The 19553-nt window shown below is 45.5% G+C and carries 24 protein-coding genes; 22 read left to right on the top strand and 2 right to left on the bottom strand.

What is annotated here, in order from left to right:
• Positions 1-97: 97 nt before the first annotated feature.
• The 14 genes from O3651_RS05905 (at position 98) to O3651_RS05840 (ending at position 10600) form a co-directional block, all read left to right on the top strand.
• Positions 98-769, top strand: a complete 672-nt coding sequence (locus O3651_RS05905; protein WP_125380191.1) for a CPBP family intramembrane glutamic endopeptidase — start codon at positions 98-100, stop codon at positions 767-769.
• Between the two features lie 148 nt (positions 770-917).
• Complete coding sequence (locus O3651_RS05900; protein WP_371609875.1) at positions 918-1547, top strand: hypothetical protein; 630 nt, start codon at positions 918-920, stop codon at positions 1545-1547.
• A 188-nt stretch (positions 1548-1735) separates the two neighbouring features.
• Entirely contained in the window at positions 1736-2686 is a 951-nt protein-coding gene (gene folP, locus O3651_RS05895) for a dihydropteroate synthase (RefSeq protein ID WP_371609874.1), read from the top strand.
• Positions 2687-2688: 2 nt separating this feature from the next.
• Positions 2689-4032, top strand: coding sequence for a folylpolyglutamate synthase/dihydrofolate synthase family protein (locus O3651_RS05890; protein WP_371609873.1), 1344 nt, complete (start codon positions 2689-2691; stop codon positions 4030-4032).
• Positions 4013-4567, top strand: coding sequence for a GTP cyclohydrolase I FolE (folE, locus tag O3651_RS05885; RefSeq protein WP_002896758.1), 555 nt, complete (start codon positions 4013-4015; stop codon positions 4565-4567). The genes O3651_RS05890 and folE overlap by 20 nt, the downstream gene beginning before the upstream one ends.
• Positions 4568-4654: 87 nt before the next feature.
• Entirely contained in the window at positions 4655-5467 is an 813-nt protein-coding gene (folK, locus tag O3651_RS05880; RefSeq protein ID WP_371609872.1) for a 2-amino-4-hydroxy-6-hydroxymethyldihydropteridine diphosphokinase, read from the top strand.
• Positions 5468-5561: 94 nt separating this feature from the next.
• Positions 5562-6269 carry an ABC transporter ATP-binding protein gene (locus O3651_RS05875; protein ID WP_371609871.1) on the top strand — a complete coding sequence of 236 codons (708 nt, stop codon included), beginning with the start codon at positions 5562-5564 and terminating at the stop codon, positions 6267-6269.
• Position 6270: 1 nt separating this feature from the next.
• Positions 6271-7059 carry a lantibiotic ABC transporter permease gene (locus O3651_RS05870; RefSeq protein ID WP_371609870.1) on the top strand — a complete coding sequence of 263 codons (789 nt, stop codon included), beginning with the start codon at positions 6271-6273 and terminating at the stop codon, positions 7057-7059.
• Positions 7059-7781: a lantibiotic ABC transporter permease gene (locus O3651_RS05865; protein ID WP_371609869.1), complete on the top strand. Its 723-nt coding sequence runs from the start codon at positions 7059-7061 to the stop codon at positions 7779-7781. The genes O3651_RS05870 and O3651_RS05865 overlap by 1 nt, the downstream gene beginning before the upstream one ends.
• Before the next feature lie 12 nt (positions 7782-7793).
• Positions 7794-8492 carry a response regulator transcription factor gene (locus tag O3651_RS05860; protein ID WP_371609868.1) on the top strand — a complete coding sequence of 233 codons (699 nt, stop codon included), beginning with the start codon at positions 7794-7796 and terminating at the stop codon, positions 8490-8492.
• Positions 8459-9496, top strand: coding sequence for a sensor histidine kinase (locus tag O3651_RS05855; protein WP_371609867.1), 1038 nt, complete (start codon positions 8459-8461; stop codon positions 9494-9496). Before O3651_RS05860 ends, O3651_RS05855 begins: the two co-directional genes overlap by 34 nt.
• 295 nt (positions 9497-9791) lie before the next feature.
• Positions 9792-9995 carry a helix-turn-helix transcriptional regulator gene (locus O3651_RS05850; protein WP_002896748.1) on the top strand — a complete coding sequence of 68 codons (204 nt, stop codon included), beginning with the start codon at positions 9792-9794 and terminating at the stop codon, positions 9993-9995.
• Positions 9992-10156: a hypothetical protein gene (locus O3651_RS05845; protein ID WP_148878318.1), complete on the top strand. Its 165-nt coding sequence runs from the start codon at positions 9992-9994 to the stop codon at positions 10154-10156. Before O3651_RS05850 ends, O3651_RS05845 begins: the two co-directional genes overlap by 4 nt.
• Before the next feature lie 9 nt (positions 10157-10165).
• Positions 10166-10600 (top strand): hypothetical protein, encoded by a 435-nt coding sequence (locus tag O3651_RS05840; protein ID WP_371609866.1) that lies wholly within the window; start codon positions 10166-10168, stop codon positions 10598-10600.
• Between the two features lie 54 nt (positions 10601-10654).
• Here O3651_RS05840 and O3651_RS05835 read toward each other — a convergent pair whose 3' ends face one another.
• On the bottom strand, positions 10655-12139 hold the full coding sequence (locus O3651_RS05835; RefSeq protein WP_371609865.1) for a DUF1846 domain-containing protein: 1485 nt from the start codon (positions 12137-12139) through the stop codon (positions 10655-10657).
• A gap of 119 nt (positions 12140-12258) precedes the next feature.
• Positions 12259-13323, bottom strand: coding sequence for a glutamyl aminopeptidase (gene pepA, locus O3651_RS05830; RefSeq protein WP_371609864.1), 1065 nt, complete (start codon positions 13321-13323; stop codon positions 12259-12261).
• Between the two features lie 126 nt (positions 13324-13449).
• On the opposite strand from pepA, the gene O3651_RS05825 reads away from it, so the two are divergent.
• From O3651_RS05825 to O3651_RS05790, 8 genes are all read left to right on the top strand, one after another.
• A complete protein-coding gene (locus tag O3651_RS05825; protein ID WP_015604288.1) occupies positions 13450-13734 on the top strand; it encodes a DUF4651 domain-containing protein in 285 nt (94 codons plus the stop codon).
• Positions 13734-14048 (top strand): thioredoxin family protein, encoded by a 315-nt coding sequence (locus tag O3651_RS05820; protein ID WP_149556275.1) that lies wholly within the window; start codon positions 13734-13736, stop codon positions 14046-14048. The genes O3651_RS05825 and O3651_RS05820 overlap by 1 nt, the downstream gene beginning before the upstream one ends.
• A 30-nt stretch (positions 14049-14078) precedes the next feature.
• Entirely contained in the window at positions 14079-14705 is a 627-nt protein-coding gene (ytpR, locus tag O3651_RS05815) for a YtpR family tRNA-binding protein (protein WP_371609863.1), read from the top strand.
• Positions 14706-14780: 75 nt separating this feature from the next.
• Complete coding sequence (locus O3651_RS05810) at positions 14781-15176, top strand: single-stranded DNA-binding protein (protein WP_371609862.1); 396 nt, start codon at positions 14781-14783, stop codon at positions 15174-15176.
• Positions 15177-15466: 290 nt separating this feature from the next.
• Positions 15467-15607: a hypothetical protein gene (locus O3651_RS05805; protein WP_166492642.1), complete on the top strand. Its 141-nt coding sequence runs from the start codon at positions 15467-15469 to the stop codon at positions 15605-15607.
• A 273-nt stretch (positions 15608-15880) separates the two neighbouring features.
• Positions 15881-18100, top strand: coding sequence for a bifunctional (p)ppGpp synthetase/guanosine-3',5'-bis(diphosphate) 3'-pyrophosphohydrolase (locus O3651_RS05800; RefSeq protein ID WP_371609861.1), 2220 nt, complete (start codon positions 15881-15883; stop codon positions 18098-18100).
• 47 nt (positions 18101-18147) lie between these two features.
• Positions 18148-18591, top strand: coding sequence for a D-aminoacyl-tRNA deacylase (dtd, locus tag O3651_RS05795; protein ID WP_371609860.1), 444 nt, complete (start codon positions 18148-18150; stop codon positions 18589-18591).
• A 365-nt stretch (positions 18592-18956) separates the two neighbouring features.
• Positions 18957-19547, top strand: a complete 591-nt coding sequence (locus O3651_RS05790) for a CDP-archaeol synthase (protein WP_371609859.1) — start codon at positions 18957-18959, stop codon at positions 19545-19547.
• Positions 19548-19553: the final 6 nt, after the last annotated feature.

The raw sequence follows: 19553 nt of genomic DNA, 5'->3' as shown, positions 1-19553 counted from the left end.
CTTCCTAGTGAGCATGATGGCACATTTTTTGATTTTATATGGCTCTTAGCTGTACAGGAAGGGAAAAATTCGATATACTAAGTAAAAGGAGGAAGAAATGAAAATTTTTTTGCAAAAAGTAGAATATAGTTTACTGGCTTTGTTTTTAGCCGTACAGACTCAAGTTCCTTTTGTACTGATCCAGTTTTACAAAGGTCGAGATCAAAGTTTCTCACTGGGAAACACTTTACTTGTTCTGATGATTTATTTTGTGATCATTTTTTATGCCCTGCGAATGGCTAAAAAAGAAGGCTTACTGACCCTTGATTTTAGTTTTTTTAATTTAAAATCAGTGATCTGGCTAGTATTATCCTATCTGATAACTTTCGGAGTTAGTATTTTTGCTGCGATTATTATGGTTCTAGAGGGCCAACTTTCAGGAACGACAGCCAATCAAACTGCTTTGCAAAACTTGTTTCAGAGTACGCCCGTTGTTTTGCTTATTGTGGGAGCTGTTTTTTCAGCGCCAATTTTGGAAGAGATTATTTTCCGTGGTTTGATTCCCCAAAAGCTGTTTCCAAAGCATGAGTTGATTGGTCTGATAGTTGGTTCTATCCTTTTTGGTTTTTTCCACGGTCCGACCAACATCGGTAGTTTTGTCCTTTATGCTGGTATGGGGGGCGTTCTAGCTTTGGTGGTTCACCAGACTAAGCGTTTGGAAATGGGAATTTTAGCCCATATGTTACGGAATGCCATTGCTATTTTGGTGATGATCATCTCACAAAGTTAACTAGATATCATTCATGGATGAAGAGGTCAGATTGACCTCTTTTTTGACATTTCAGGGATAAAAAGTGACTTTTTAGCGCAGCGAGCCAACAGAGCGAATCTTTTGATTTAGAATGATAATTGTATCTTAGCTTTAGGGAGTGAAAAATATGCGTCTCAAATTTCAAAAATCTATCCAAATCTTATTAGTAGCTATGCTAATGCAATCGGTCTTGCTGCTTTTGGTTCATCCGATGACCAATCGTTTCGCTTTATCGAGGCCTAACTTGCTTTTTATCTCTCTGTTTTTGTTCATTCTTTTAGGATATGCCTCTTATTTTTCTCGTGAGTGGCGGGATTTTAAGATAGAGTTGCGTGCTTCCAAGCGGTTTCAGCACTTGCGCTACCTCTATTTTTTGATGATTGCAAGCAACGCAGCGAGTCTTGTTCTCCTTTGTGGGCAGTCGAGTTCTGAGCTAACGCCTTTGCAGCAGCTTATCTCAAACAGTTTTTCCGCTTCCTCCTTGCTATTGCTTGGCATGGATTTATTTGGTATGTCATCACAGGCTAAGCAAAACAGGCAGATGAAATACAGGAAGAGTTGGCGGATTGCCTTGGGAATCACTCTCTTTGCTTTCCTGAGAAATCCCGGAGAATCATCTTGTTTTCTAATTTATCTAAGCTTAGGCATGGCTTTTGTCCAGCTCTTAAAAGCCTGGGTTAGCTCTCTAGAATTGTCCTTACTGGCTCATCTTCTTCGGAATTTACTTCTGATTCTCCTTTTGCCTTTCTGTTTGTAAAAAGTGTTTTCTTAAATAGGGGAATTGTGGTAAAATGGTAAATGAAACAAGGGGCAGATGAGGTCTACTTGTGAAGTCAAGTGCAGTTCATAGGACTGGATGCTGCATCTGCTGTTGGCTTTGCGGTACACTAGATGGGTGTGCCTTTTTTGTTGAAAGGCAGTAGTAGCAAGGGGAAAGGAAATACGATGAATCTAAGACAACTTGCTCCAGAGGGCAAGACGGCCCTTTGTGGGATCCTTAATGTTACCCCAGATTCCTTTTCGGATGGGGGCAAATATAATACGGTGGAAAAGGCTCTGGAGCAGGCGCGCAAGATGATAGCTCAGGGAGCTCATCTGCTGGATATCGGTGGTGAGTCGACTCGTCCGGGCAGCCATTTTGTGGACATCGAAGCGGAGATAGGTCGTGTGGTACCAGTCATTGAGGCTCTTCGTCGGGAGACTGATATTCTCATTTCTGTAGATACTTGGAAGGCGTCAGTTGCAGAAGTAGCTTTGGCCGCTGGAGCTAATATCATCAATGACATCACAGGACTCTTGGGTGATGAGAAAATGGCAGCTGTGGCTGCCAAGGCTGGAGCGCCAGTTATCGCCATGTTCAATCCAGTCATGGCTCGGCCCCAACATGCTAGCTCGAAAATCTTTCCGACTTTCGGCTTTGGGCCTGCTTTTACCGAGTCAGAATTAGCAAATTTTGAACAGCTGGGTATTCAGGCGCTCATGTGGGCATTTTTTGAAAGAACACTGGGGAAAGCTAAGCAAGCTGGGCTGGAGCGGGAGCAAATCATGCTGGATCCAGGGATTGGCTTTGGTTTGACAAAGCGGGAAAATCTCTTGCTCTTACAGGAGTTAGATAGCATTCATCAGGCTGGCTTTCCTATTTTTCTGGGTGTCTCTCGCAAGCGATTTTTGGTCAATATATTAGAAGAAAATGGTTTTGAAACTGACCCAGAGACGGAAGCTGGTTTTCAAAACAGAGACCTGGCTTCAGCTCATTTGACCAGCATTGCAGCCAGTCAGGGTATCGAGGCTGTCCGAGTGCATGATGTGGAGGTCCACCGAATGGCAGCCGAGATTGGCGATGCTATTCGACTGGCTCAGAAAATGGAAGATCTAAATTTACGGCAGTATAAGTGAGTATGATAAAAGAAGAATTGCCAGATTTAAGCTGGCTGGAAGCCTATCGGACGGATAGTCCTAATTTTGGCTTGGAGCGGATAGAGCGGATGCTGGCGCTGCGGGGAAATCCTCATTTGCAGCTGTCAGTGATTCATATAGGAGGGACCAACGGGAAGGGCTCAACCATTGCCCACCTGCGTCACCTATTGGAAATGCGAGGTCTGCGTGTAGGAACCTTTACTTCCCCCTATCTGATCAGCTACAATGAACAAATCGCCATCAATGGTCGGTCTATTCCCAATCAAGATTTGTCGCGCCTGCTAGAGACTTATCGAGCTCTCTTTGAAGAGCAAGCGAATGATGAGGTTTTGCAGGGAGTGACTGAGTTTGAAATCATGACGGCTTTGGCCTATGATTATTTGGCTCAGGAAGAGGTTGATGTGGCCATTATGGAGGTCGGTATGGGCGGCCTCTTGGATAGCACTAATGTCTGCCGCCCAGATTTGACGGCTATTACGACCATTGGCTTAGATCATGTGGCTCTGCTGGGGCATTCTCTGGCAGCAATTGCCGAGCAGAAGGCGGGGATTATCAAGCCAAATGTGCCCTTGGTGACTGGACGGCTTGAGCCAGAAGCTCTGGTGGTCATCGAGGACAAGGCTCATCAAAAGCAAGCGCCTCACTATGTTTATGGGCAGTCTTATCAAGTTCAGAGCTTGGGCGGGACTGACTCAGGAGAGCATTTTAGCTTTTCCAATGCTCATCGGGAGGTGGCGCCTTATCTGACGCCTCTGTTGGGACGACATCAGGTAGATAATGCTGGCTTGGCGATTGAGCTCTGTGACCTCTATTGTCAGAGCAGGCAGCTACCGCTGTTAACAGAAGATCAAGTTGGCGCGGCTTTACTAGTAACCAGTTGGCCGGGTCGGATGGAGCAGATTTCGAACCAGCCTCGCATCTTGCTTGATGGCGCCCACAATCCTCACGCTATGGAGAGATTGACGAGGACCTTAAGCCAGCATTATCCAGACTTGGATAAGAAAATCCTTTTCAGCTGTATCCAGACTAAGTCTCTGGAGGAAATGGTGGGTCAGCTCAAGCAGGTGCCTAAGAGTCAGCTAATTTTGACCAATTTTGCAGATCCACGGAGCTTTTCCAAAGAAAAAATGGAGGAGCTGGCTTGCGAGCAGGGATTGAACTATGCTGATTGGCAGGACTTTTTAGAGGCTTATTTGAAAGCTGAGCATAGGGACGATGAGCTCTTGCTGATTACGGGCTCCCTTTATTTCCTGGCTCAGGTCAGGGCCTATATTATTGACAAAGAAAAAGAATCTAGGAGTGAATATGGACACGAAGAAAATTGAAGCAGCTGTTGCCCAGATTATTGAGGCGGTTGGAGAAGACGGAAGCCGCGAAGGTTTGCAGGAGACGCCACAGCGTATTGCTAAAATGTACCAGGAAATTTTTGCTGGGCTGGGTGAGACTGCTGAGGAGCATCTGGCTAAGTCTTTTGAAATCATTGACAATAATATGGTAGTGGAGAAGGATATTTTCTTTCATTCCATGTGTGAGCACCACTTCCTGCCATTTTACGGGAAGGTTCATATCGCCTATGTACCTAATGGTCGGGTAGCAGGCTTGTCCAAGCTGGCTCGAACGGTAGAGGTCTATGCCAAGAAACCGCAGATTCAAGAGCGATTGACCGTAGAGATTGCTGAGGCCTTGATGGACTATCTGGGTGCTCAAGGGGCCCTGGTCTGGGTGGAAGCTGAGCATATGTGTATGAATATGCGTGGAGTCAGAAAGCCTGGCACTGCAACAGTTACAACAGCAGCGCGCGGCGTTTTAGCGACGGACAAGGATCTGAAAAATGAAGCTTACAAACTGATGGGACATTGATCTTATCAGTGGTGGAGCATGTCAGGAAGGGCGAGATAGTTTTATTAAGGATGAAATGCAGAAACTTGAATCAGAAAGGATAAGAGAATGGATCAGCTGCGCATTAAGGATTTGGAAGTGTATGCCTATCACGGTCTGTTTGGAGCAGAGAAGGAATTGGGCCAGCGTTTTGTGCTGGATCTGATTTTGGACTATGATATGACTCGGGCGGCTAAAACAGGCGACCTGACAGCTTCTATCCACTATGGAGAATTGGCTCAGGATCTGACCCACTGGTGTCAGGAGAGCAAGGAAGACTTGATTGAGACGCTGGCTTACAAGCTGATTGATCGGATTTTTCTGACTCACCCTTTAGTACAGAAGGTCAGCTTGGAGGTCAAGAAGCCTTGGGCACCAGTGCCGCTGCCTTTAGAGACCTGCTCGGTCAAGCTAGTGCGTCGAAAGCGGAAGGCCTTTATAGCTTTGGGCAGCAATCAAGGCAGCCCAACTGCCAATCTGGATGCTGCTCTGGAAAAAATGGCAGAGCAAAATATAAGAGTTTTGCAGGCATCAAGTCGTATCGAGACGGAGCCTTGGGGTGGGGTTGAGCAGGATCCGTTTCTCAATCAAGTTGTTGAAGTTGAAACCTGGCTCAATCCTGAGGAGCTGATGCAGACGCTCTTGGGCATCGAAGCGGAACTAGGGCGCGTGCGGGAAATCAAATGGGGACCGCGTGTGATTGATCTGGATATCCTTTACATAGGGCAGGAGGAGATATACAGTCCAGATTTGATTGTTCCTCATCCTTATGTGGCTGAGCGGGCTTTTGTCTTGCAATCTCTGGTGGAAATCACCCCACACTTTGTCGATCCCGTGCAGAAAAAAAGCATCCGCCAACTCTGGGATGCGGTTGAAAAATGAGAAAAGAAACTTGTCGCAAGGCAAGTTTTTTTATTGTCTGAACTTTCTCTGAACTTGCCCCTGTATACTAAAGAAAAAACAAAAGGAGTTCAGTATGGAACATATGGTGAAAATAGAAGGAGTCTGCAAAAAGCATGGCAGCAAGCAGATTTTAGAAGATATTTCTTTTGCAGCTAGAAGCGGTCGGATTACAGCTTTTCTGGGTCCAAATGGTGCAGGGAAAAGCTCGACCTTGAGGATTCTCTTGGGGTTAGATCGGGCGACGTCTGGGACTGCGACTTTTGATGGGCAAACCTATCAGTCAATGACCTATCCGCTCAGAACGGTAGGCGCAGCCTTTGACGGCATTGGCGGTCTGCCAAATCGAAAGGTCTATGACCACTTGAGGATTATTGCGGCGAGTAATGCTATTCCCAAGTCTCGGATCGATGAGGTTTTGGAGATGACTGGAATCGCTCATAAGAGGAAGGACCTCTTGTCAAGCCTGTCTCTAGGGGAAAGTCAGCGGCTGGGTTTGGCAGCAGCTTTGCTGGGTGATCCTCAGTTTCTTATATTAGATGAGCCGACTAATGGACTAGATCCAAGTGGGATCAAGTGGTTTAGAAATTTTATCCGTCAGCAGGCTGACTTAGGGAAAACGGTACTTCTATCCTCTCATATCCTGTCAGAGGTGCAAATGGTGACAGATGATGTCGTCTTGATTCATCATGGGCGAATTATTGAGCAGGGACGATTGGAAGAGGTGCTGCAAGATTCAGACAGTCTAGAAGATCTCTTCTTTGATTTGACAGAGGAGGTTTAAAATGAAAGAAACGATGTCCTTATTGCATTCAGAATGGTTGAAAATTCGCTCAACCAAGGCTTTCAAAGTGAGTATGGCCTTCATGCTGCTATTGGTGCCTGCCGTATCTTGGCTGGAGGGTCGACAGTATTTATCTGTCGGCTTGGATGCCACGCCTGAGACGGTTCCCGGCCTGGCAGAAGCCATTGACCCGCTGGAATATCTAGGCCTCAATGGGGCTTCTATGGCAGGCATGGTTTTGGTCATCTTAGCTGGAATTTTGGGGGCTATGGAATTTCAGTCTCATAGCTTGAGAACCAGTCTTTTATCCTGTAATAACCGCCTGAAGTTGCTTGTGGGGAAACTCATGACCTTTGTTTGCTTTTCTCTTGCCAGTAGCTTTTTATCGATTTACTTTAGTTATATGGTCATGCACCTGGCTTTAGGAAAGGAGGGGCTTGATCCAATTCTGCTCAATCAGGCAGCTTGGAGTTTGATTTTGTGGAAAACCTTATCTCTAACCTTATTGGGAATCCTTTCATTTTTGTTAGGTTTATTGGCTCGGACCATGCTGGTTCCTCTGCTTTTTCTTGTGCCACAGGTCTATAATCTGGGAAACTACCTGGCAGCTCACACGAGTTGGGGGGCTTATTTGCCACAGCCAGCAGGAGAATTGTTTGCGGCAACGCCAACTTCCCAATATGCCAACAATCCCTTGCAAGGGCTGTTGATACTTGGTGCATGGTTACTAGTCATCGGCGGTATGACCTCTCTGCGCTTTTTGAAGACGGATTTAGGAGGGCGATACTGATGATAAAAGCTCTACTTAGAAGCGAATGGATTAAGTTCCGTTCTTACTATCTCGCTCTTGGTGCAGCCTTGGTGGCTCTGGTAGCTGTTCCATTTTTTCTGATGAATCTTGACTACAGTCAAACAGCAGTTGGCCAGACAAAGGCTCTGAGTGAGGCTTTGCATGCCCTCTATCTGGCACAGCCTGTCATCGTCATCTTTACTTCCCTCTATTTTGCCCAGGAGTTTGTCAAGTCTGGGATGCGAACGAATTTTCTAACCGTATCAAATAGAAGGGCTTGGTTGGCTGGGAAAATCCTTTTTCTGTTCTTGCTGCTCTTGGTTCTCTATAGTGTCATTATAAGTAGCTGTTTCTTTGTTATGCTGGCTCGATTTGACCTAGACTTTAGCTGGTCCTTGCTGGGGAAATTCCTTTATTACAGTTCTTTTGGTCTTCTCAGCAATCTTTTTCTGGCTTTTTTAACTGCTGGCCTCGCTTTGCTCTTTCAATCTTGGATTGTGCCGGTGTCGGTGCTCTTTCCTCTCCTGATTGGTCTCAGCCGTTTATTGGCAACTTTTATCAAAGAAGCAAAATACCTGCCCGATCTGGCTACCCTAAATCTTTTTGAGTATGAAGGACTTCAGCATTCAATAGATCTATCAGGGCTGGGAATACAGCTGTTATGGTTAGCTTTGGTTTGGAGCTCTGCTATATTCTTAAGCTTGAAACGAGATGTTCGCTAGAGGTATGCTATAATGGAAATTATGAGACAGTATCGTATTTTAGTGGTTGATGACGACCGGAGCATTTTGAAGCTAGTGAAAAGTGTCCTAGAGCTCGATGCTTATGATGTGACGACGCTTGATCGGATAGAAGAGCTAGAGCTGACGCATTTTGTCGGATATGACTTGATTCTACTGGATGTGATGATGGAGCCTGTTAATGGTTTTGAGCTGTGTTCCTATATTCGTCCTCATCTTTCGTGTCCAATCATCTTTCTGACGGCCAAGGAGTTGGAGGCGGACAAAGTGGAAGGGCTCTTTCGTGGAGCAGATGACTATATTGTCAAGCCTTTTGGAACCAAAGAATTGCTGGCGCGTGTCAGGGCTCATCTTCGGCGGGAGGAAAGACGGGAGGAGCGATATTCTGAAATTGCTTCTTGTCAATTTTATCCAGAGCGCTATGAAGTTGCCTGTTTTGGTAAAGTCTTGAAATTTTCAGAGCGAGAGTTTAAGTTGCTGCATTTACTAGCTAGCAATCCCAAGCAGACCTTTTCAGCTGAACGCCTGCATACCTTGCTTTATCCAGAAAGCTCAGAAACACAGCTTCGCTCCATCTCAGAATACGTATATCAGATTCGCCAAAAATGCAAACAAGAAGGGCTGCAAGCAATCGCAACAGTGAGAGGAGTAGGCTATAGATGGCAATTAGAACCCGAAATTTCAAAAGCCTAGTCTGGACAACCAGTCTAAAAATCGTCTTTTTCCATGTTTTGATTTTTGTGCTTATCGGCTATGAATTTACGCAAGGCAGCGATTATGCCCTTTTCATCTTGTTCTTTTGGGCAGGGAGCTTGCTGCTGATTACTTTTTATCATATTTTGAAATTGCTCCGAAAAATCGACAGGGAAATAAAAATGCTAACGAGCAAGAAGCTTTTAGAAGAAAATCAAAGCCAGCTTTTTCGGATCGAGGAAATGCTCGAAGTTTATAGCGATTTACGGAGCAGCCATCAAGAAAATGCTCGTCTTCTAGAAAGAGAGCAGCAGCATAATCAGGAGTTGATTTTACAGCTATCAGCGACATCGCACGATTTGAAGACGCCCCTAACTGTGATTAAGGGGAATGCCGAGCTCTTGGAGTTGGCGCAGTTGAGCCATCCACAGGCAGACTATGCTGCTGAGATTTTGCAGGCTAGTCACAAGATGGAAGAGTATTGTGGCTCTTTGATTGATTACGCTAAGACTTTTCAGATTGATTCTAATCAGTTCAGTCAGCTTTCCTTAGGGGACTTTTTGGCTGATCTACAGGACGACTGGGCACTGTTCAGCAAACAGGAAAGCTATCGTTTTTATCTCCAAGAAGATTGCGATCTTAGTCTGATTTTGTCGATTCATTTAGACTATCTTAAGCGGGCTTTACTCAATATCTTATTAAATGCGCTTGAACATGCTGACCAGAACCAAAAGGAAGTGAAGCTGACGGTATCAGTGCAGCAGGACCAGTTGGTTTTTGCTATCTGGAACAACGGCCCTGCATTTTCAGAGGAGATGCTGCTGGGAGCGGAACAGCTCTTTTATCAGAGTGACCAAAGCCGTAATTCAGCTAACCCCCATCATGGTATCGGCCTAGCCTTTTCTAAGCAGGTCGCTCTCTTGCACAGTGGTCGTCTGACCCTGCTCAATCCAGACCAAGGAGGAGCTTGTGTCGAGTTGACTGTGGCTTTAAAAAGCAAATAACAAAGGAAGTCAATAAAGATGATAAAAGAGAGTGGGACAGAAATCGGTAATTCGTTAGAATTCGATTTCGTCGTCCCACCTCCGCACAGTTGAGTAGGGCTGTAAAAGCTGATGAAATCAGCGTAATAGAGCCCACTCAACCACTGCGTCTTGCTCGACGATCCAAAGACAATTGAGAGGCTAGGACTTTTGTCCCAGCCCTTTTTTTGCCGCTTTCTTCTTGACAAAAGATGTAAAGGAGACTATACTATATCTGAAAAGTAAAGCTTGTTTTACGTGACAAAAGGAGGCAACCTTGGAAAATCGAATTCAAGAATTACGAAAAAGAAAAAAGCTCAGCCAGGAGGAGCTGGCTGAGAAGCTAGAGGTTACGAGACAAACGATTATTTCTTTGGAAAAGGGCCGCTACAATGCTTCGCTCCTTTTGGCTCATAAAATTGCATCCTTTTTCAATTTAAGGATTGAGGAAGTGTTTCTCTTTGAGGAGGATGAATCATGAAATGGACTTATTTGTCTAAATGGCTATTGGCTATTTTGGTGGTGGTTGGCTTATCTTATCTCCATTTGCAAGCCAATCTTATCCCTAAGGAAATTCTGCCTTTTGTGGGAGTTATCTTGATTGTGGTGATCTTGAAAATTTCCCAACCGTATGAAAAATAGGAGGCTGATATGGAAATAATAACTAAACAAGAATTTCGGAAAAAACTACAAAAGAAAGTGATCATCGGTCGCATCCTAATTCTAGCCCTCTGGCTGGGACTGGCCTGGAGCCACTTTCATTCTTTGGATGATCAGCAGGAAGGGGTCATGGTTGGTCTGCTTCTAGGGCTTTCCTTGATGGTTCTACGTTATAACCTTGCCTTGAAACGGGAGGAAGCTTTTAATAGGCTCTACATTCAGGTGACGGATGAGCGTAATCGGATGATTGACGAAAAGACTCGCACCCTGCTGTTTGATATCCTTTTGCTGCTGGCAGCAGGGCTGAGCCTTCTGTCTATGATTTTTCCTATCATTTTAAATCTCAATCAGTTTCTGACCTTGACCATTATCCTAGTTTTGGGACTTTACTATCTCTTGCGTTTTCTCCTATCCAAGCGCTATTAACAAAAAAAGCTGGCAGGGCCAGCTTTCTCAACAAGCTTTTAACAGAGCTTGTTTTTATTTTCTATAAAGTCGATCATACTGATGAACAGGATCCATAGTTACATGGATGCCTAGTTTGCGCAGAACATTTTTGTCTTCATCTGTCAGCATTACGGTTGAATGAGCTTCGCTGCCCTTGAGATTTCCAAGCTCTTGCATGGCTTGTGCAGCGTCTTGATTTTCCATGGCTGTGATCGCCAGAGCCATCAAAATTTCATTTGAGTGAAGGCGCGGATTGCGGCTGCCCAAATGATTGATTTTCAGACCTTGGATTGGTTTAACGTACTCGGGCTCAATCAGCTTGGTTTCTTTGGCAATGTTGGCTAACTTCTTAATGGCATTAATCAATACAGCAGCCGTAGGGCCAAAGAGCTCAGAGGTCTTACCGGTTACGATTTCGCCGTTTGGCAATTCCAAAGCCAGAGCTGGTTCGCCAGTGCTTTCAGCCTTGGCACGCGCAGCAACGGTTACTTTACGATCCAGCGGTGTGATGCCCAAGTCATTCATCAAGAGTTCGATTTTCTTGATAGCAGATTCAGAGACCCGCTCTGCCTTGAAGTCCAGAATAGTTTGGTAGTAGCGACGGATGATTTCCTGTTGAGAAGCATCGATAGCCGCATCATTATCTACAATGGCAAAGCCGACCATGTTGACGCCCATGTCTGTTGGAGAAGCATAAGGTGATTTGCCTAGGATGCGCTCCAGCATACGCTTAAGGACTGGGAAAATTTCGATATCACGGTTGTAGTTGACAGTGGTTTCGCCGTAGGTTTGCAGGTGGAAAGGGTCAATCATGTTGACGTCGTCGAGGTCTGCCGTCGCTGCCTCATAAGCTAGATTGACCGGATGGTGCAGGGGCAGATTCCAAACGGGGAAGGTTTCAAACTTGGCGTAGCCTGATTTGATGCCATTGATTTGGTCGTGGTACATATTGGACAAGCAAGTAGCTAGCTTACCAGAACCAGGACCAGGCGCAGTCACTACGACCAGATTTCGACTGGTCTTAATATAGTCGTTCTTGCCCATTCCTTCAGGTGAGATGATATGGTCCATGTCGGTCGGGTAGCCCTTGATTGGGTAGTGGATGTAGGAATCAATCCCGTTCTTTTCTAGCTGAGCTCGGAAGAGGTCGGCTGCTGGCTGGCCAGAATACTGGGTAATGACCACTGATCCTACATAAATATCCAGCTCATTAAAGGTATCGATCAGGCGCAGAACTTCTTGGTCATAGGAAATACCCAAATCGCCACGTGCCTTTGAGTGCTCGATATTATTAGCATTGATAGCAATGACAATTTCCACTTGGTCCTTGAGCTCTTTGAGCAGTCTGATTTTATTGTCCGGCTCATAGCCTGGCAGGACGCGGGCAGCATGGAAGTCTTCCAGCATTTTACCGCCGAATTCCATGTACAATTTGCCCTCAAATTGATTAATGCGCTCCAAGATATGGTCGCGCTGCAGGTTTAAGTATTTCTCTGAATCAAAAGCAATTTTTTTCATGTATAGTTTCACCTCTGCTAAGCATTATAACAAAATTTTCTTCAAATTGGAAAATTAAAAGAAAGTATATTAGATAAAATAGATAGCAGCCCGAATGAAGAACGGGCTGCTTTTCGAAATTAGTAGTTGGTAATCGTGTCCACTGTTGCGCGATCCAGCTTTTTGACCAGAGCTTGCAGGAAGGCTTGGGCTTGCAGGAAATCGTCCATGGCATAGAGAGTTTGGTGGGAATGAATGTAGCGGGCGCAGACACCAATGGTGGTAGATGGTACGCCACCGCTTTGGAGATGGGCAGCGCCAGCATCCGTTCCGCCCTTGCCGCAGTAGTATTGATACTTGATGCCAGCTTCTTCTGCGGTTGTCAAGAGGAAGTCTTTCATAGCTGGCAGCATGAGATGACCCGGATCAAAGAAACGAATCAGCGTTCCATCACCGATGGCTCCTTGGCCGCCATAGATGTCACCTGCTGGGGAGCAGTCCACAGCTAGGAAGACCTCAGGGGCAAATTTTGTCGTAGAAGCATGGGCACCACGCAGGCCAACCTCTTCTTGAACATTGGCGCCGACATAGAGTTGGTTTCCTAGTTCTTGACCAGACAAGGCTTGAGCCAATTCGCTGACCATAAGGACGCCGTAGCGGTTGTCCCAGGCTTTAGAGATGACATTTTTACCGTTAGCTGTGAGAATAGCAGAGCTGTCTGGCACGATGGTGTCTCCTGGCCGGATGCCGTAGCTTTCAGCTTCTGCCTTGTCCGCAAAGCCGCCGTCAAAGACAATGTCCGCAATCTGTGGCATGACTGGTCCTCCAGCACCGCGTGTCAGATGAGGAGGGACAGAGCCTGAGATGACAGGGATTTCCCGACCTTGACGGGTGAAGAGTTTGAAGCGTTGACTGCTCACGACCAACGGATTCCAGCCACCGATTTCCACTACACGGAAAGTCCCGTCGGGCTTGATCTCGCTGACCATGAAGCCAACCTCGTCCATGTGAGCCGCAACCAGAACTCGGGGAGCATTTTCAGCTTGGGAATGCCGAACCCCAAAGATGCCGCCTAGACCGTCGGTAACAACCTCATCAACGTGAGGAGTGATTTTTTCTCGCAGATAGCTGCGGACAGGTGCCTCGTGACCAGAGATTGCTGAAAGCTCGGTCACTTCCTTGATTTTTGAAAATAAGTCAGACATAAATTTACCTTCTTTCTGCCTCTATTTTATCACTTTTTTAGAGGGAATAACAGGATGAACTAAAAGAAGCTTAGAAATCTGTAATATTGTTTGTCGCCTCTGCGCTTTTGTGTTAAAATATTCTACATGAAAGCTAAAAAAATCATTTTAACCACAACAGCTCTTTTGGGGGCAGGAGCCGTGGCCTTTGGAGCTGCCAAGCTTGTGCAGGAGCAAAAAAGGCTGCGCAATAGAGAAGAAATTGTTCAAATCGTGCGGGAATTTTTTTCCAGCCGAGGACCGATTGCAACGGTTTATGTGGAACTTTATGAATCAACTGACAGCCGTACAGTTGGAGGGGTTGTCCTAGAAGACGACCGTCATTTCACCTTCGTCTATGAGAATGGTCAGTTGACCTACGAGGAAGAGTGATGATTCGGCCGCAAAGTATGGAGGAGCTGGCTTCTTATGTGGATCATAAGGGGAAGACTGTCTTCTTTTTCACAGCAGATTGGTGCGGAGACTGTCGCTTTATCAAGCCTTTTCTGCCAGAGATAGAAGCTGAAAATCCTGACTTTACCTTTGTCGAGGTGGATCGGGATCAGTATATGGCTGTAGCTCAAAAATGGGATGTTTATGGGATTCCTAGTCTGGTTGTTGTGGAAGATGGACGAGAGATTGGTCGCTATGTCAATCGCGACCGCAAGACCAAGAGTCAAATCAATGATTTTTTAGCGAGTTTATAAGAAGTTTTAAAAGTATTTTTGGAGGAAGAAATGATTTTTACATACAACAAAGAGCATGTCGGAGATGTTCTCATGGTCATTGCTGCTGATGATCAGGGAGCTAAGCTAAGCGCTGAGCGCAAAGGAAATGTAGCGCGTGTTTACCGCGAAGATAATGGACAGACAGTAGCTTGGAATATTTTTGAACTGTCAAATCTTTTTGAAATTGCAGAGCGCGGACAAGTTCAGCTGACGGATGAGCAAGTTGCGACTCTCAACCAAGAATTGACCAAAGAAGGCTTCCAAGCTGAGCTGGTTAACGACCGTGATCCTAAGTTTGTTGTGGGGGAAATCCTTGAGATGATAGCCCACCCTGACAGTGACCACCTCAATATTTGTCAGGTGCAGGTGGCAGCCGACAAGACAGTTCAAATCGTGGCTGGTGCTCCGAATGCACGTGTCGGCCTCAAGACGATTGTGGCCTTGCCTGGTGCTATGATGCCGAAGGGCAATCTCATCTTTCCAGGAGAACTTCGTGGCGAAAAGAGTTTTGGTATGATGTGCAGTCCGCGGGAGCTCCAGTTGCCAAATGCGCCGCAAAAACGTGGTATCATTGAATTGGCGGATAGTGAAACGGTCGGAACGGCCTTTGACCCAGCTAAACACTGGCAGTCTTAAGACTTACTAAAGGAAATCGTGATTTTCACGATTTTTTTGTCTTTTCTCGCGAATAAATAGATAGGAGGAAAGAATATGTATAATAAAGTCATCATCATTGGCCGGTTGACGGCTACACCAGAGCTACACAAGACAGCAAATGACAAGTCGGTCGCGCGTGCGACAGTGGCTGTGAATCGCCAGTATAAGAGCCAAAATGGGGAGCGTGAGGCGGATTTTGTAAATCTGGTTGTCTGGGGGCGCTTGGCTGAAACCTTGGCAAGTTACGCTAGTAAGGGGAGTTTGATTTCTCTGGATGGAGAATTGCGGAGCCGCCGCTATGAAAAGGATGGAACCACTCATTATGTGACAGAAGTTCTTTGCAGTGGTTTTCAGCTTTTAGAAAGCCGAGCCCAGAGAGCACTCCGTGAGAATAATACTGGAGCAAACCTAGCAGATTTGGTACTGGAAGAAGAAGAGCTCCCTTTTTAAGAACGAACTGACTGATCTGAGAGTTCCTTGATAAAAAAGAAAGTTAGGAAAGTAATCCTAACTTTTTTGATTAAAGAGTAGGTGGAGAAATGGACAACTGAAGCAGATCATTTGCTTCATCAAACCTGAAAAAGTATTTTTATAAAGGGATTTCCATTGTTTTCCTCTCTTAAATTTGGTATAATGAAGGTGAATCCAGAGGCAGGCTAGAAAGGAAAAAATCGGGAACGAAACAGCCGCTAATGGTCGCTTTGCACATCGCAGTTTGAAATAAGGAGAGGAGGTTTATCATGTCTTTGTCTACCTTATTTGAAGTATCAATAGCTATTTTGGGTGTGGTCTCTGCTGGTTACCTCATCTATGCCTATTATGAGTTTCTAAAAGATATAGCTCATATGGAGAAAGTACATCATTTTCATCACGGAGGTTGAGACAAGAGTGTCTCGACCTCGCTTTTTATTAGAAAGAGATCCTTGAGGTTGCAACTGCTTGCTCGATAGCCATGGATTGCCGAGCAACCTCGTGGGGCTGGGACTATTTGTAAGGTCTGGGAAAGTTTTTAATACTGAGCTCAGCAACAGGGAGGCAAGCTGGATGTTTGAAACTTTAGTGCCATCCTAGCGCCTCCCTGATATTCTAGTCCTCTTGGTTTTCATATTGATTTAAAAATGTTAAAATAGTAGGCAAGAAAGCGGAGAGAATGCATGCCAAAAGAAGAAAATTTAACGGGGAATCAGGTTGTAGCCCTAACAAAAAAATATTTAGCTGCAGAGGATGTGGCTTTTGTTCAAAAAGCATTGATTTATGCGATGGAATGTCATAGTGGGCAAACTCGTAAGTCGGGAGAGCCCTATATTGTCCATCCGATTCAGGTGGCGGGAATTTTAGCCAAGCTCAAGCTGGATGCTGTTTCAGTAGCCTGTGGTTTTTTGCATGATGTCGTAGAGGATACGGCGGCGACCTTGGACGATCTGGAGCGGGAATTCGGCCATGATGTGCGCGTGATTGTGGATGGTGTAACCAAGCTTGGGAAAGTCAAATACAAGTCTCACGAAGAACAGTTGGCGGAAAATCATCGCAAGATGCTCATGGCCATGTCAGAAGACCTTCGAGTGATCTTGGTCAAGTTGGCTGACCGTCTGCATAATATGCGTACTCTGAATCATTTACGGCCAGACAAACAAGAGCGGATCTCGCAGGAAACGATGGAAATCTATGCTCCTCTGGCTCATCGTTTGGGGATTTCCAGTGTCAAATGGGAATTGGAAGACTTGTCTTTCCGTTATCTCAATCCAACGGAGTTTTATAAAATCTCCCACATGATGAAGGAGAAACGTCGAGAGCGGGAAGCTCTGGTAGAGGAAGTTGTCCACAAGATTGAAACCTACGCTGGTGAGCGCAATCTGCATGGGAAGATTTATGGTCGTCCCAAGCATATTTACTCCATCTACCGCAAAATGCAGGACAAGAAGAAGCGGTTTGATGAGATCTATGATCTGATTGCCATTCGCTGCATTTTGAGCACTCACAGTGATGTCTATGCCATGCTGGGCTACATCCATGAGCTTTGGAAACCCATGCCGGGGCGTTTCAAGGATTATATTGCTAATCGCAAGGCAAACGGTTACCAGTCTATCCATACGACCGTTTATGGTCCTAAAGGTCCGATTGAGTTCCAGATTCGAACCAAGGAAATGCACGAAGTGGCAGAATACGGGGTTGCTGCTCACTGGGCCTATAAAAAAGGAATGAAGGGTCAGGTTGACAGCAAGGAATCTGCCATCGGGATGAATTGGATCAAGGAACTGATGGAGTTGCAGAACCAGTCTGGTGATGCCAAGGAATTTGTTGATTCGGTTAAGGAGAGCTACCTGGCTGAGGAAATTTATGTCTTCACACCGGATGGAGCAGTGCGTTCTTTGCCTAAGGACTCAGGACCCATTGATTTTGCCTATGAGATCCATACTAAGGTTGGGGAGAAGGCGACAGGAGCCAAGGTTAATGGCCGCATGGTGCCGCTCAATACCAAGCTGAAGACTGGGGATCAGGTGGAAATCATCACCAATGCTAACTCCTTTGGACCAAGCCGCGACTGGCTCAATATCGTCAAGACCAGCAAGGCCAGAAATAAAATCCGTCAGTTCTTTAAAAATCAAGACAAGGAGCTGTCTATCTCTAAAGGACGGGAGCTCTTGCAGGCTCAATTTCAGGAGAATGGTTATGTAGCGAATAAGTACATGGACAAGAAGCACATGGAAGATGTGCTACAAAAGACCAGCTATAAGACCGAAGAAGCGCTTTTTGCGGCAATTGGTTTCGGTGAGATCGGTGCCATTAGCATTTTCAACCGTCTGACAGAAAAAGAGCGCCGTGAGGAAGAGCGAGCCAAGGCTAGAGCAGAAGCAGAGGAATTGGTCAAGGGTGGTGAAGTTAAGGTTGAAAATAAAAAAGACACCCTTAAGGTCAAGCACGAAGGCGGTGTGGTCATTCAGGGAGCGTCTGGTCTCCTCATTCGGATTGCTAAGTGCTGTAATCCTGTGCCTGGTGACGATATTGTTGGTTACATTACCAAAGGACGCGGCGTAGCTATTCATCGGCAAGATTGTATGAATCTCAAGGCTCAGGAAAATTACGAGCAGCGCTTGCTTGATGTGGAATGGGAAGAAAATAATTCGACCAAAGAGTATATAGCCCACATTGACATTTATGGTCTCAATCGGTCTGGCCTCCTTAACGATGTGTTGCAGGTGCTGTCTAATACCACCAAAAACATCTCAACGGTTAATGCCCAGCCAACTAAGGATATGAAATTTGCTAATATCCATGTTTCTTTTGGCATTGCCAACCTGTCCATGCTGACGACGGTGGTGGATAAGATCAAGAGTGTGCCAGAGGTGTATTCGGTCAAACGAACCAATGGCTAAGTGCGAGCCTGTCAGAGTAGATAGTAGTCAGAAATGAAGGAAAAGATATGAAAATTGTCATTCAGCGTGTCAAACGTGCTCAGGTTAGTATTGACCAGCAGCTGCATAGCAGCATTGAACAAGGTCTCCTGCTTTTGGTAGGTGTCGGGCCTGATGATAGTCAGGAAGATATGGACTACGCGGTCAGGAAGATTGTCAATATGCGGATTTTTTCCGATGCGGAAGATAAGATGAATCTTTCTGTTCAAGATATCGGAGGGGAGATTCTTTCCATTTCCCAATTCACCCTCCATGCAGATACCAAAAAGGGAAATCGGCCAGCCTTTACAGGTGCAGCCAAGCCGGACATGGCTAGTCTCTTTTATGACAAGTTTAACCAGCTGTTAGCTGAGCAAGTGCCAGTCAAGACTGGCGTGTTCGGAGCAGATATGCAGGTGGAATTGGTAAATGATGGCCCAGTGACCATTCTGCTAGACACTAAAAATCGATGAAAGAATTGCGCGCCTTTTGAAGGTTAGTGGTTTAAGACCAAGCAAAAATAGTTTGTTTCTTTTCTAGAGAAAACTGATATTTATAGGCTTCATAAGTAACTTTTAATAGACCAGATGCTGGTTTCCTTAGAAGTTCTTATGAGGCTTTTTGTGTGGTTTAAAAGATACATTATTCTAATATATGACGGATTTGAAGTTGATAAATCGGAATGGCAGACATGGGTTGCTCCTTGTCAGATGCGACAGATGTGTAGGGCTTATTGGAAAAGGGGCTTTACGACTTATGGTATAATGATATATATAAGTTTGAGGAGTCTCTTGATTTTTTTTCAAACTGATTTTCATAAAAAGAATAGGAAATAAGTATGCGCTCGATTCTTGCTTTATATATCACCCTGATGCCGGTCATTCTGGCTGGGGTTCTCAATATGATCTTTTGCAAGTCTTCACTGCTAGAGGCGGCATACCGACCAATGGATGCTGGGTTGATGTTAAAGGATGGGAAGAGGCTTTTTGGAGACAACAAGACCTGGAAAGGTTTCTTTGGCATGATTGTCTGGGGAGCTTTGGCGCAGATTGTCTGGGGCTTGCTTTTGAAGAGTATTCCTCCCCTAGAGAAGCTGCACTTGGTCTATGCCTTCTACGAAAATACCGTGCTCTTTAATCTAGTGTTTGGGGCTCTTTTGGGGCTGGCCTATGTTTTGTTTGAGTTGCCCAATAGCTTCATCAAGCGCCGTTTGGAAATCAGAGAGGGCAAGACGGCGGAGAATGGCTGGAAATGGATCTTTATCTGGATCGACCAGATTGATTCCTTGATTGGCTGTATCATTTTCTTGCTTTTCTATATCCCTCTGTCTTGGCAGCAGATGCTGGGCATTCTAATCCTAGGGGCGGGCACGCATCTAGGAGTCAATCGTTTGCTCTACTGGGCTAAGCTTAGAAAAAATCGTATGTGAGATGGG

Origin of the sequence: Streptococcus sp. 27098_8_73 (genome assembly GCF_041432495.1) — a bacterium.
Classification (GTDB): Bacteria; Bacillota; Bacilli; order Lactobacillales; family Streptococcaceae; genus Streptococcus.
This window is presented reverse-complemented; position numbering and strand designations above follow the sequence as displayed.